Here is a 12,246-nt window from a genome sequence, read left to right as displayed (position 1 = left end):
TTCTTTTTTATGCATAGTTTATTAAAAAATATTATTGTTAATTTTTTGCTGCATCCTTGGAATATCTTCGTTTGTTACTGTAAAGCGAATAACCTTCTCATCAAGATCAAGCGCTTCTGCGAATAAACCAGCCAATCCACGTGATTTTCTATCTACTTCCATAATGATTTCTAATCGGTCGTGGGCACTTGGCAAAATTAATAATTCTAATTCATCTAATTTCCCATAATACTCTCCGGAAACTGGAATAAACTCAAATTCTTGCGCGAATGGAACTTGCTTACGTAATCGATACGGTAATTCTTCGCATTCTATATGACGCGCTTTAAAACCTAATTGATTTACACTATTTAATACACTGTTCAATAGCGCATTCGGCAATACTTGAATATAATCACGGTCACTTGGATCAATACTACGTTTAATATCAAGACCTGTATGAACCCAAACCGTTTTCATTCCAAGTGTTAGTGGTGCTTCAATTGGCATTAAAAACGAAAATGGAATTTCCACTTTTTCATTTGGCTCTACAGAAAATGGATCTGTTAAACGAACTCGCTCTAAATCATACGATGCAGTTACTTTTTTATCATCCACTTCTCTTACATATGACGTCGACAACGTTAAGTAAATGCTTTCAATTTCTTGGCTAACTGAACCTCCAGTTATATGAACCTTCCCTACTATCTCTTCTCCAACTGTATACTCATCTCTTTCAAGAACAGTATCTACTTTTGCACTTCCAATTCCAACGCTTGCTAAAAACTTTTGAAACATGGGGTCTCCATCCTTTCTAAAGCGTAAGCTACATCTTTTTTCAAATCTTGTACATTTTCATAGTATGGCGCTTTCATTTGTAACATTCGCATTAGCATGTCGCGATTATATTCTTCCAGCACTAACTCTTCATACCAAGGTTTTTCCTTTTTTTCAGTCGATTCATAACCAGCATACAATAAAAATAATACGAAATGACCGAGCGCATAAAAGTCGCTACGAAAATGATCTTCTCGCATCAAAGCTTGTTCACCTTCATAAGTTATAGCTCGCTCATCACCCTCACCTTTCAATTTAGCCAATCCAAAATCAATAATACTAATCTGATTTTCTTTCATTAATATGTTTGGAATACGTAAATCTCGGTGAATGATACCTTTACTATGAAAATACGAAACAATTCCTAGTACTTCATATAAAATTTCAAAAACTTCACGTTCATCATATACTTGCCCATCTAAGAAAATATGATCTTCGAAATTTTCCCCCGGCATATACTCCATCACAAAAAAGTTCTTTTTCTCCCATATGAAATGATCATGTAGATTAGGAATTGACGCATGATTTAATGTTTGTAAAATCACTTTCTCTTGCTCAAATGATTTTCTACCAGACTCATATCTTTGTTTACTTTGCCTTAATTGTTTTAAGACTTTATATTTATTTATTTGTAAATCATTAACGACATATGTAACCCCATAACTGCCCATTCCAATTACTGATTCAATCTTATAACGCTCTGCAACGATTGTATTTTTTCGCAGTGGTCTATCAAATAAAGCTAGTATACGACGCCATTTCATCAGCTACTTGAAAAGAAGCTACGGCTTTTACGTTTTCTTTTATAATGCTGATGCCCATAACCAGATGAACGTCGTTTATTATCGCTACTTGAATACGAGCGCCCTCTATGACGATAATCACTACTTGAATACGAACGATGTTTTTTCTTTCCTAATAAAGAATCAATAATTTTTTTGAACATCCCTTCACCTCTTGTATAAAATTTTCTTTTAATTATACCAACGATTCTTGTCTATATTTGTGACAAGTTTGTAAAGAGTAAAAAACGACGAGTTAAGCCCGCCGTTACTTTCAATCTTCTTCTTCATCAAAAACTTCATCAATCATGCATTTCTCTAATAAATACTCAAATGTAATATCTGCCAGGTCCTCAATTTCTTCTCTTTTTGGAACGTACCCTCTTTCAATTAGTCGCTCATAAAAAAACTCCGCAATCTCTTCCGTGTCAATTACGACTTCAATTTCCTTCATGAGCATCACTCCTTTATTTCTGTTTTATGAAAAAATCTCAAAATTATGTATATGAGATTAGAAAAATAGTTTTTTCTTTTTTATAAGTCATATCATGTAGACAAAGGGCATACGATGTTAGTACAAGCTATCCAAAGGGGGAAAATAATAATGGAATACCAATACGAAGTAGAGCAAACAAAAGAAGAGTTCATGCATGAAGATCAATGGGCAGACTCTCTTATTAAATGGCTTTTTATTTTTTTAATAATTGTAGGCATACCTTATACTGCATATGTTGTTGTTCAATTTATTCTCTCTTTCTAGTTAACTATTTTTTCTCTGTCAATTTAACTAAATAATTTTGAACAACATCCATAACAATTTTATATTCTTCATCTTTAAATGTATCGAATAATAAATGATAATCATTATAAATATCTAATAACCCATCAATAATTTCTTGGCGATTCGTCTTCACACTTACTTTTTTCGAATTGTTAATTGACTTCAATTTTCCTAAATCCAATTTATTCATACCAGCTTTATCTTGTTTCATTTTCTTCAAAATTGCATTTGCCGTTTGTGCATTGGCAAGTAATGTTAAATCAGATTCATCAGCTTCTAACCATTCACCATCAGTAATTCGTGACAATTCATATATAGTATCTTCCCATGCATCATTTTTATATCTCCATACTTCTGTACGAAAACCAACAATACGAAAAACGTCTTTATCATATCCAGTTACTTGCACGAGATCACCAAACGTAAAGTTATAATTTAATTCAATCCACTCTGTGTCGCCCTTTTTCATTTCTTGCTCTGTAACATGCTGCAAAGTTTGTTCTACATAAAATCCATCGTGATTATTTACTTCGTATACGTAAACTCCATCTAAAATCTTCATATTTGTAATTTTCCCAACGGTTCCATATAGCGTAATCACGACTATGTCCCCTACGTTATATTTAGGTTGTTTTTTCCTTGCCATCTATATCTCTCCTTTTTTAAACGTCGTGATTTTGATAACAGTATATGCAACCTACATAAAAACGCTTATCACAGAAGCTTATATTCATAAATTTTTTCAATAAAAAAGTAGAATTTGTATATAACTCAAAAAAACTAGTATTTAAACTAGCTTGCACTTTTCATTTATGTTCTAACAGCAAGACGTATTGTAAATAAAAAAACATAATGAATACTTCACTTCTTTCAAAGTAATGTATTCATTATGTTTTCATTTTCCTAAAACTTCATATCGTTATCTCTCTTGTATATATAAATCCCATGCATCATCAAATATAGACATACTTTCTAGCATTCCACTTAACTCTAAGTATGAACTAATTACATCATAGTCTTCAGATTGCTTCGGAAAACTTAAATCATCATACATCGCCTCTGCTAAATCTGATATTTCATTTTTAAATAAAGCTGCACGGTGCTTCATCATATAATGGTAAAATGTCTTTTTCAAAAATATTCCCTACCTTTCTAACTTGGGTACATTATACAAGGCAAAAAAGAAAAAAACCAGCATAAAAGCTGGTTAAAAGTCGAAATAATTCCTTTTTAATAAACGTGGTCTTCCCATCAACTCTTCGAATGTTAGTTGTTTTGGCAAATCTTTCGTATAAATTAAAAACAACTGATCTTCAATTTCTTTTACAGTATGGTCTGCTTGATAGTCCATTCCACATGAGGAACAAGTAATACATGGTGTCTCTTGGATTTCAATGGCTTTCGTACCATCTGGTAATTCCCAATATACAGTATTCAAGCTTTCTTTCGCTTCTGTACTGTCACACCACATACAATTCATACTACGTCACCCTCATTTTTTTTGTCGTCATCTAACTTTGCCATTTGTGCTTGATATTTTTTATCTTTTAATTGATCACGCTTATCACGTTTATCTTTTAAAGAAGCATGCGTTTCATTGACTTCATAATCTTTACGGCGATTCATACGTTGTAAATCATCTGGAACAAGATTAAATTTCCTATCACTCATCAATCCTGCAACGCCGATATCAGAACGTTTCTCTTCATAAGTCGGATAAATTTCTTTAAAGTAGCCTTCTGCTCTTCCTGGGATATAGTTTTCTGGTTCTGGATACGTTGTAATAACCCCTTCAAAGTTACGAAGAACAACTTTATCCGCACTTTGTGAAATTAAATAGTTTGGCTGAAGCGCAATTTTTCCGCCTCCGCCCGGTGCATCAACAACGAATGTCGGTACTGCATAACCAGATGTATGTCCACGTAAGCCTTCAATAATTTCAAGACCTTTCGAAACTGGTGCACGGAAATGACCGATACCTTCTGATAAATCACATTGATAAATATAATATGGACGAACACGAATTTTCACTAAATCATGCATAAGTTTTTTCATAATTGGAACGCTGTCATTAATTCCAGCTAAAATTACAGCTTGGTTTCCAATTGGAACACCTGCATTCGCAAGCATTTCACATGCTAGTTTCGATTCTTCTGTAATCTCAATAGAAGTGTTAAAATGCGTATTCAACCATACTGGATGGTATTTTTTAATAATGTTACACAGGTTTTCTGTAATACGCTGCGGGAATACAACTGGTGCTCTCGTTCCGATACGAATAATCTCGACATGCGGGATTGCTCGTAAATTCTTTAATACATATTCTAAAATTTTATCATTAATTAGAAGTCCATCACCGCCAGAAATTAAAACGTCACGTACTTGTGGTGTTTCACTAATATAAGCAATCGCATCATCTAATTGCTTTTTCGGTACGCCCATTCCAATTTGTCCACTAAAACGACGACGTGTACAGTAACGACAATACATAGAACATTGATTCGTTACTAAAAATAGTACGCGGTCTGGATAGCGATGCGTTAATCCTGGAACTGGTGAATCTTCATCTTCATGAAGAGGATCTTCTAAATCATATTTTGTTTTATATAACTCTTCCGAAATCGGTACTGATTGCATCCGAATCGGACAGCGTGGGTCATCAGGATTCATTAGCCAAGCATAGTACGGTGTAATGTTTAACGGGATCGTCTTCGTTGAAATTTTAACACCTTCTTCTTCTTCAGGTGTTAAGTTAATTATTTTCTTTAAATCATCTAAAGTTTTGATCGTATTCGTTAATTGCCAAACCCAGTCATTCCATTGTTCTTCTGTAACATCTTTCCATAATTCAATATCCTTCCAGTGACGATTTGGTTTGTATACATCATGTAACATTGCTATTCCCCCTTTTTATACGCTCATCCTTTATATAAGCAATAATTATGCCAACTTCATATACTTGATAAGTAAATGCGAGAAATACCCTATTATATAAGAGAATAAATATTTTTAAGTGCTGTACTAAGACGATATTTACTATCATATTCATTACTCGTTATATATGTAAACGCTCTTTTATTGGTGCAAACACACAAAAACCGCCGATTATTCGGCGGTTTTGTCGTACTTGCTCAGTTTATATTGAAGCGTTTGACGCGGAATACCTAACATTTTTGCTGCTTGCAAAATATTCCCTTCCGTTTCAATTAATGCTTGATCAATTAATTCCTTTTCCGTTTGATGAAGAGCTTCCCTAAGTGGTAATATACTTTTCTTCTTCGGAAGTTTCTCTTTCCGAAATGTTCGTGGTAAGCAATTTGCTGTTAACGAATTCCCTTCCGTAATAATGACAGCATGTTCAATCGTATGTTTTAACTCACGAACATTTCCAGGCCATTGATAAGCTTGTAATCTTTCTTTCGCCTCTTTATCAATTTGAAGTACACCTTTTTTATAACTTTTATTATATTCTTTCAAAAAGTAAGACGCTAATAACAGTACATCCTCAGTTCTTTCGCGAAGCGGCGGAATATATAATGAAAACACATTTAATCGATAGTATAAATCAGTGCGAATTTTATTTTCTCTTAAACATACTTCTGGAGGCTGATTCATTGCAGTAATAACGCGAACATCTACTTTTCTCGTCTTATTATCACCAATGCGACGAATAACTCCATCCTCTAATACACGTAGCATCTTCGCTTGTAAATCGAGTGGCATTGAATTAAGTTCATCTAAAAACAATGTTCCTCCATCTACAAGTTCAAATAATCCCGCTCGTTCAATTGCCCCTGTATAGCTTCCTTTTGTAGTTCCAAACAATAAACTTTCTAATAGCGACTCTGGCAAAGCTGCGCAGTTTTGTGCAATAAATGGCTTGTTTTTCCGTTTAGAAGCTTCATGAATTGCTTGCACAAATAGCTCTTTCCCTGTTCCTGTTTCACCATATATTAAAACATTTGCATCAGTTGGGGCTACTTTTTGAGCTAACTCTTTCGTCTGTTTAAAGCGGGAATCATTTGTTACAATTGTCTCGAATGCAACATGCTTTTTTACCATTTTTTTGCTAGTCGACCGTTTTATTTTCGATTGTAAATCTACGATTGTGTCAGTAAGCGTTTGAATTGTAGTATAATCTTTCGCAATTTCAACAGCACCGGCAATATTTCCATCTATAAAAATAGGTAGCGTCGTATTTACCGTACAAACGTCTTCCCCATTTAAATTTTGATAATGCTGAACTTGATGTACAATCGGTTTTTTCGTATGTAACACTTTCATTAGTGTACTCGTTTCCCTAGATAATGAAGGGAATGCTTCTAATAAATGTTTTCCTAGCACATTCTCAATTTTCGATCCATCATGTTTTGCAGCAACTGTATTATAAAAAATTGTAATACCATTTTCATCCACTGCATGTATAGCCTCATCAATACTGCCCAAAATCGCTTCAATGACTTCTTGTGTCGAAACTGCTAGCAATGTCATTCCCCCTCTTGCCGAAAATCTGGCAAATGCATGCCGAATTTTTGGCATCCCTCTGTGCGATTATAAGCATGACGATTCCGTTCTATTATTTTGATGAAATTTATATATATTTCTATTGCTTATTTATGGTTAAATGAAACTTTAATCAGTGGGGCTTTATTCATCCCCACTGATTATTAACCCGACTCTCACCTAACTTCTTTGCTTTACAGCCGAATTTTGAGGCGGGAGTCTTACTGCTTTCGAATAGCTGGATAAATCTTTCACCCATATATTCATATCTTCCAACTTATCAAAAATGTAGCAATTATTCGCAAGCCTTCCCGTATATGTATAGCCTAATTGATGAAAGGCTGCATTCATACCGAAAGATAGCGAGCGAGCAATTGTATAAGAACAAAAAATAGATTTTTCTTGGAGCTCTTCCTCCAATTTAATTAACAGACTTTTCATGAAACCATGTTTTCGATATTCAGGTAATGTAGCACAATTCGTTAATTCTGCATTACCTTCTTTCACGTTCATTTCAGCAGATGCTGTACTAATAATTTTCCCCTCGAATTCATAAACATAGTAAATTGTATCGTCTTCCTTCATCGTCTGCTTTACATAACTCGCATCATTTAAAGGTGTCGGATAAACTTCAAATACTTTTCCAAAGACAATTGCTAATTCTTCCGCATCCTCTTCTGTCGCTTTTCTTAACACAAATTCCTCTGGGACTATTTTTCCTTTCACTTCTTTTGCTTTTACACCACTTAAAATGGTATCTTCCTCAGTCCAATGAATACTATTTCGTCTTTCATCATTATGATATTTCACGAAGAAGTGCGCATCGTGTCCTTGAAAATAATGAGGTATCGTTGCTTCCAGTAAGAAACCGAAAGAGAGCCATGTTGAAACATGCTCTCCCTTTCCTTTAATAATACATTTAGTGAAAGAATGTTTCTCTGCTAATTCATCGATTGTTTGTATAATACTTTCAACATTTCCTGTATAGTGATCAACTCTAACACGTTTATTAAAATAATCTAAAACCCCTTCTACTGTGTAATGCTTTGTCTGTTCACTAAAAGATTCATAGTATTTCATTTCTTCACCTCACACCAATCTAGTAATGTACATGCAATTATTTTTGCGGCAGCAATCATTTTATCAACTTCTATATATTCGTTTGGATAATGTGCTACTTTCGTCTCTCCTGGACCAAATACTATCGTTGGTACGTTAGCGATTTGTGTGAACAAACCTCCATCTGTTCCCCACGGCGAAGCTTCTATAATCGGTTCGTTCCCTTCGATTTCAACAAAGTTATGTTGAAGCGTTGTAATAAGTGGATGATTTTCTTCTAGTTCACCAGGAACCCATCTCGCTCCAAACCATTCTACTTCTACAGGATTTTTTATAAACCAACTATCCACTTCTTTTAATTCACCAATCCAGCCTTCAAACTCTTCTTTTGCTGCCTCTATAGTCTCATTCGGCGCAATACCACATCTTCCTTCTAAAATTAATGAATCGGGAACAGAACTTGGCCAGCTTCCCCCTTCAATTTTCCCAACGTTAATTGGAATTGGAATCGGAATCCCCTTAAATAACGGATCTGTAATTCGACCGTTTCTCTTCTCTTCTAATTTTCTCAAATGATCTACAACAAACATACTTTTTTCAATTGCACTTACTCCTTCATAACGTGTACCACCGTGTGCTGCTTTGCCTTTTATATGTAGACGAAACCACATTGACCCTTGTTGTTTCGGGAAAAACTTCATATTCGTCGGCTCAGGAATAATAACGCCATCTGCCTTATATCCTCGTAAAATAGCGGCTAATGTTCCTGCCCCACCGCTCTCTTCTTCTATTACACTTTGAAAATGTATATCACCTTTTAGTTCAATACCAGATTCAACAATCGCTTCCATCGCAAGCATAAGTGAGACATTGCCGCCTTTCATATCTGTTGTTCCACGTCCATATATGCGGTTTCCTATTTTCTCTCCACTGTATGGATGATGATCCCACTGATTTACATCCCCTTCTGGCACGACATCAATATGCCCGTTCAAAATCATAGATTTCCCTTCGCCACTTCCTTTTAAAGTCGCTACAATGTTCGGGCTATCTGTAAAACTTGTACGAGGTGATACGAAATAAGGGTGATCTTTCATTTCATTAAAAGCAGGCTCCCAAATATCAAGGTCTAGACCTAACTCACGCAACTTTTCAATAACAATTGCCTGCGCACCACTTTCATCACCAGATACGCTCTTTTCTTGAATTAATCGTGTTAAAAATTTTACGCTCTCTTCTTCATGACTCTCAATATAATCACAAACTTGTTTTTTTAATTGCTCCATATATTACAACTCCCCTCATTCAATTACTAGTAAATTTGAGCTTATATGAAAATCAGCTGTCGTATGTCGTTTTACATCTTCTACAGTGTACGGACTCATTAATTCTTGTAAGACAAGTCCTCTTGGAGTCACTTCCATGACAGCCATGTCTGTAATAATTAAATCTACACATTTTTTCGAGGTTAATGGCAATGTACATTCCGAAACAATCTTTGCATTTCCGTATTTATCAACATGATTCATCACAACAACGACCCGCTTCGCTTTTTGCGCTAAATCCATCGCTCCTCCAATACCTGGAACACGTTTTCCTGGTACAATCCAGTTCGCTAAATCACCATTTTCACTTACTTGTAACGAACCAAGTATCGTAACATCAAGTAATCCTTTTCGAATCATGCCAAATGCCATGCAGCTATCAAAATAACTTGCTCCTGTAATGAGAGATGTTGGTAAACCGGCTGCGTTACATAAATTCTCATCTTCATTCCCTTTACTTGGCGTTGGTCCCATACCAACAATACCGTTTTCCGCATGAAACATAACATTCATATCTTCTGGCAAATGATTCGGTACAAGCGATGGAATCCCAATACCTAAATTTACAAGCATACCATTTTGAATTTCTTTCGCTGCACGTCTTGCAATCTTATCTCTTACTTCTACGCCCATACCCATTTCCAATTCACTCCTTCCGATGGCACGATATAATTTACAAATACACCTGGGACGACAATTTCTTCTGGATCTAAACTTCCAAGTGGAACAATTTCTTCTGCTTCTACAATCGTTATGTCACCAGCCATAGCTACGTGTGGATTCATATTACGAGCGCTTTTATCAAATACAAGATTGCCAAACGGATCCGCCTTTTTCGCGTATACAATTGCGACTTCAGCCGTTAAAGCTGTTTCAACTAAATATATCTTTCCATTCATTTCAACTGTACGCTTTCCTTCTTCTACAATCGTATCAACACCAACATCAACTAAAATACCACCAAGCCCTACACCACCAGCGCGAATACGCTCTGCGAGTGTTCCTTGCGGAGAGAATTCAATTTGCAATCTTCCTTCATTTAATTGTCTTCCCGCATTTGGATTTGAACCAATATGAGAAGTAACTAAAGATTTAACCCTTTCATTCGTAACAAGACGACCGATTCCTACATCAGGAAATCCAGTATCATTTCCTATTAAATTTAAATTTGTAATGCCTTTATCTAAAACAGCTTGAATTAAAGATGGAGGGGATCCTATTCCTCCAAATCCCCCAAACATTAATGTCATATCATCATGGAACAAAGAAATTACTTCCTCTATTTCTTTTAATTTACCAAATGTATTTGTAATGGTTGTCATGCGATACTATGCCCTCCTTTTTGCATCATCTCTTCCACGCTCTGTACAAAAATTGAAAGTAATTCATCTAACTCAGAATATGTAGTTGTCATTGGTGGTGCAACAAGCAGTGCACTATCCTCTTTTCCTGCTTGCCCTGAAACAGCTTGGTATAAGAGCAGTCCATTTTTAGCAGCAACTGAAATAAGCTCCGACGCTTTTGTAAACGGTTGCAATTCTATTCCAATTAGCAATCCTTTTCCACGCACATCGGCAATGATTGTAGATTGTTGCTGAACTTTCTGCAAACCTTTTAATAAATACTCTCCCTTTTCTGCTGTTTTTTCAGGTAAATTATGTTTCTCCATATATTCAATAACAGCTAAAGCCGTTGCTGCAGACAATGGATTTGCACTAAGCGTATGCCCACTCATTACAGAACGTGATCCATGTAAAATCGGCTCCATAACACGGTCACTTACAATTGTCGCTGCCATTGGTGTATAACCCGCTCCTAGCCCCTTACCAAGCGTCATAATATCCGGTTCTACACCCCAGTGCTCCATAGCAAACCATGCACCAGTACGACCAAGTCCAGTCATTACTTCATCCGCAATAAATAATATATCGTAATGACTACAAATATCTTTAATTACTTTATAGTATTCTTTCGGCGGAACAACCGCGCCTCCAGCAGCTCCGATAATCGGTTCAGCAATAAAAGCTGCAATATGTTCTGCACCAATTCGTTCAATCGCTCTTTCTAGTTCAGTCGCACAAGCAAGCTGACATGTTGGATATACCTTCTGCATCGGACATCTGAAACAATATGGAGCTGGAATAGTCGGATAATCTTCCAAAATTGATACGAAACGTTGTCTACGTAACGGATGCCCCGACATAGATAAAGCTCCCATCGTAATACCATGATAGCTCATCCAGCGCGACAAAATTTTGTGTTTCCCTTGAATGCCACGCTCTTGAAAATGCTGAATTGCAATTTTCATAGCTGTTTCATTTGCTTCCGTACCACTATTCACAAAAAAGCTCCAGTTCAAATCTCCTACACTTAAATCACTCAACTTCTTCGCTAATTTTTCAGCCGGTTCACTCGTAAACTGTGATCTATAAACGAAAGCAATCTCCTCTGCCTGCTTTTTAATAACTTCCGCAATCTCTGTTACGCCATGTCCAATACCTGCCGTAATCGCTCCTGACGAACCATCAAAATATTTATTTCCGTTTTGATCATATAAATAAACACCTTTTCCATGTGAAATCATTGGATACGGCTGACCAACAAGTGGTTTAATTAAGTAATCGCGCATAGCGCTCCCCCATTTCTCCAATTTGTATATATATATGAAGAAAATTGACGTTTCTTTCATAAAAAAGAACCCTCTGCGAAAGCAGTGAATTTATCAAAAAACTATTATAAAATATACAAATGAGTGCTAAATATTATTTTGAAAACAGAAAATTCAGAACTTAAAACGAAGACCAACCCTTACCTGTACGCTTAAATACCCCTCTCTGATTTAAGATAACAACAAATTGAATATTTTTTTACCATAATATCAGCTCCCCTCAATTGCTGACATTGTGTAAACTTCGACGGAACTCCCGTTATTCTCCTTCCTATTATCCTACTTTATATTGCATATTTTCAAACAAAATTC

General features: G+C 35.7%; 15 protein-coding genes. 1 reads left to right on the top strand and 14 read right to left on the bottom strand.

Going from position 1 to position 12,246, the window contains the following annotated elements; translation table 11 throughout:
• Positions 1-21: 21 nt before the first annotated feature.
• The 4 genes from EXW56_RS11075 to EXW56_RS11060 all read right to left on the bottom strand — a co-directional run bounded on the left by EXW56_RS11075 (position 22) and on the right by EXW56_RS11060 (position 2,052).
• Positions 22-777 (bottom strand): sporulation protein, encoded by a 756-nt coding sequence (locus EXW56_RS11075; protein ID WP_002200603.1) that lies wholly within the window; start codon positions 775-777, stop codon positions 22-24.
• The gene (locus EXW56_RS11070; protein WP_215597472.1) at positions 759-1,580 is read right to left on the bottom strand and encodes a serine/threonine protein kinase; all 822 of its coding nucleotides are present in this window, start codon (positions 1,578-1,580) and stop codon (positions 759-761) included. Before EXW56_RS11070 ends, EXW56_RS11075 begins: the two co-directional genes overlap by 19 nt.
• Positions 1,580-1,762, bottom strand: coding sequence for a hypothetical protein (locus EXW56_RS11065; protein WP_002141661.1), 183 nt, complete (start codon positions 1,760-1,762; stop codon positions 1,580-1,582). The genes EXW56_RS11070 and EXW56_RS11065 overlap by 1 nt, the downstream gene beginning before the upstream one ends.
• A gap of 110 nt (positions 1,763-1,872) precedes the next feature.
• Positions 1,873-2,052, bottom strand: a complete 180-nt coding sequence (locus EXW56_RS11060) for a YozD family protein (RefSeq protein ID WP_002012644.1) — start codon at positions 2,050-2,052, stop codon at positions 1,873-1,875.
• 150 nt (positions 2,053-2,202) lie between these two features.
• Here EXW56_RS11060 and EXW56_RS11055 point away from each other — a divergent pair, with 150 nt between their 5' ends.
• Complete coding sequence (locus EXW56_RS11055) at positions 2,203-2,358, top strand: DUF3930 family protein (RefSeq protein ID WP_002018281.1); 156 nt, start codon at positions 2,203-2,205, stop codon at positions 2,356-2,358.
• A 4-nt stretch (positions 2,359-2,362) separates the two neighbouring features.
• Here EXW56_RS11055 and EXW56_RS11050 read toward each other — a convergent pair whose 3' ends face one another.
• From EXW56_RS11050 to EXW56_RS11005, 10 genes are all read right to left on the bottom strand, one after another.
• Positions 2,363-3,025: a hypothetical protein gene (locus tag EXW56_RS11050; RefSeq protein WP_002119090.1), complete on the bottom strand. Its 663-nt coding sequence runs from the start codon at positions 3,023-3,025 to the stop codon at positions 2,363-2,365.
• A 273-nt stretch (positions 3,026-3,298) separates the two neighbouring features.
• Complete coding sequence (locus EXW56_RS11045) at positions 3,299-3,514, bottom strand: YozE family protein (protein ID WP_002085796.1); 216 nt, start codon at positions 3,512-3,514, stop codon at positions 3,299-3,301.
• A 72-nt stretch (positions 3,515-3,586) separates the two neighbouring features.
• Positions 3,587-3,859: a YokU family protein gene (locus EXW56_RS11040; RefSeq protein ID WP_002202113.1), complete on the bottom strand. Its 273-nt coding sequence runs from the start codon at positions 3,857-3,859 to the stop codon at positions 3,587-3,589.
• Positions 3,856-5,274, bottom strand: coding sequence for a lysine 2,3-aminomutase (ablA, locus tag EXW56_RS11035; RefSeq protein WP_002148177.1), 1,419 nt, complete (start codon positions 5,272-5,274; stop codon positions 3,856-3,858). The genes EXW56_RS11040 and ablA overlap by 4 nt, the downstream gene beginning before the upstream one ends.
• Before the next feature lie 210 nt (positions 5,275-5,484).
• A complete protein-coding gene (rocR, locus tag EXW56_RS11030) occupies positions 5,485-6,870 on the bottom strand; it encodes an arginine utilization transcriptional regulator RocR (RefSeq protein WP_215597471.1) in 1,386 nt (461 codons plus the stop codon).
• A 192-nt stretch (positions 6,871-7,062) separates the two neighbouring features.
• Positions 7,063-7,962, bottom strand: coding sequence for a putative beta-lysine N-acetyltransferase (gene ablB / locus EXW56_RS11025; protein WP_215597470.1), 900 nt, complete (start codon positions 7,960-7,962; stop codon positions 7,063-7,065).
• Complete coding sequence (locus EXW56_RS11020) at positions 7,959-9,227, bottom strand: peptidase (protein ID WP_215558429.1); 1,269 nt, start codon at positions 9,225-9,227, stop codon at positions 7,959-7,961. Before EXW56_RS11020 ends, ablB begins: the two co-directional genes overlap by 4 nt.
• A gap of 15 nt (positions 9,228-9,242) precedes the next feature.
• A complete protein-coding gene (locus tag EXW56_RS11015) occupies positions 9,243-9,905 on the bottom strand; it encodes a CoA transferase subunit B (protein ID WP_002202118.1) in 663 nt (220 codons plus the stop codon).
• On the bottom strand, positions 9,890-10,588 hold the full coding sequence (gene atoD, locus EXW56_RS11010; RefSeq protein ID WP_002202119.1) for an acetate CoA-transferase subunit alpha: 699 nt from the start codon (positions 10,586-10,588) through the stop codon (positions 9,890-9,892). Before atoD ends, EXW56_RS11015 begins: the two co-directional genes overlap by 16 nt.
• On the bottom strand, positions 10,585-11,895 hold the full coding sequence (locus tag EXW56_RS11005; protein ID WP_002148184.1) for an aspartate aminotransferase family protein: 1,311 nt from the start codon (positions 11,893-11,895) through the stop codon (positions 10,585-10,587). The genes atoD and EXW56_RS11005 overlap by 4 nt, the downstream gene beginning before the upstream one ends.
• Positions 11,896-12,246 lie beyond the last annotated feature (351 nt).

The sequence above is a fragment of the Bacillus mycoides genome (assembly GCF_018742245.1).
In the GTDB taxonomy this organism is placed as follows: domain Bacteria; phylum Bacillota; class Bacilli; order Bacillales; family Bacillaceae_G; genus Bacillus_A; species Bacillus_A cereus_U.
The sequence above is the reverse complement of the archived record's forward strand: the minus strand, read 5'-3'. Positions and strand labels throughout refer to the sequence as shown.

Excerpts from the sequence above, each read along its gene's own strand:
- EXW56_RS11075 (WP_002200603.1), bottom strand. The coding sequence starts at position 777 with ATGTTTCAAAAGTTTTTAGCAAGCGTTGGAATTGGAAGTGCAAAAGTA.
- EXW56_RS11070 (WP_215597472.1), bottom strand. The coding sequence starts at position 1,580 with ATGAAATGGCGTCGTATACTAGCTTTATTTGATAGACCACTGCGAAAA.
- EXW56_RS11065 (WP_002141661.1), bottom strand. The coding sequence starts at position 1,762 with ATGTTCAAAAAAATTATTGATTCTTTATTAGGAAAGAAAAAACATCGT.
- EXW56_RS11060 (WP_002012644.1), bottom strand. The coding sequence starts at position 2,052 with ATGAAGGAAATTGAAGTCGTAATTGACACGGAAGAGATTGCGGAGTTT.
- EXW56_RS11055 (WP_002018281.1), top strand. The coding sequence starts at position 2,203 with ATGGAATACCAATACGAAGTAGAGCAAACAAAAGAAGAGTTCATGCAT.
- EXW56_RS11050 (WP_002119090.1), bottom strand. The coding sequence starts at position 3,025 with ATGGCAAGGAAAAAACAACCTAAATATAACGTAGGGGACATAGTCGTG.
- EXW56_RS11040 (WP_002202113.1), bottom strand. The coding sequence starts at position 3,859 with ATGAATTGTATGTGGTGTGACAGTACAGAAGCGAAAGAAAGCTTGAAT.
- ablA (WP_002148177.1), bottom strand. The coding sequence starts at position 5,274 with ATGTTACATGATGTATACAAACCAAATCGTCACTGGAAGGATATTGAA.
- rocR (WP_215597471.1), bottom strand. The coding sequence starts at position 6,870 with ATGACATTGCTAGCAGTTTCGACACAAGAAGTCATTGAAGCGATTTTG.
- ablB (WP_215597470.1), bottom strand. The coding sequence starts at position 7,962 with ATGAAATACTATGAATCTTTTAGTGAACAGACAAAGCATTACACAGTA.
- EXW56_RS11020 (WP_215558429.1), bottom strand. The coding sequence starts at position 9,227 with ATGGAGCAATTAAAAAAACAAGTTTGTGATTATATTGAGAGTCATGAA.
- EXW56_RS11015 (WP_002202118.1), bottom strand. The coding sequence starts at position 9,905 with ATGGGTATGGGCGTAGAAGTAAGAGATAAGATTGCAAGACGTGCAGCG.
- atoD (WP_002202119.1), bottom strand. The coding sequence starts at position 10,588 with ATGACAACCATTACAAATACATTTGGTAAATTAAAAGAAATAGAGGAA.
- EXW56_RS11005 (WP_002148184.1), bottom strand. The coding sequence starts at position 11,895 with ATGCGCGATTACTTAATTAAACCACTTGTTGGTCAGCCGTATCCAATG.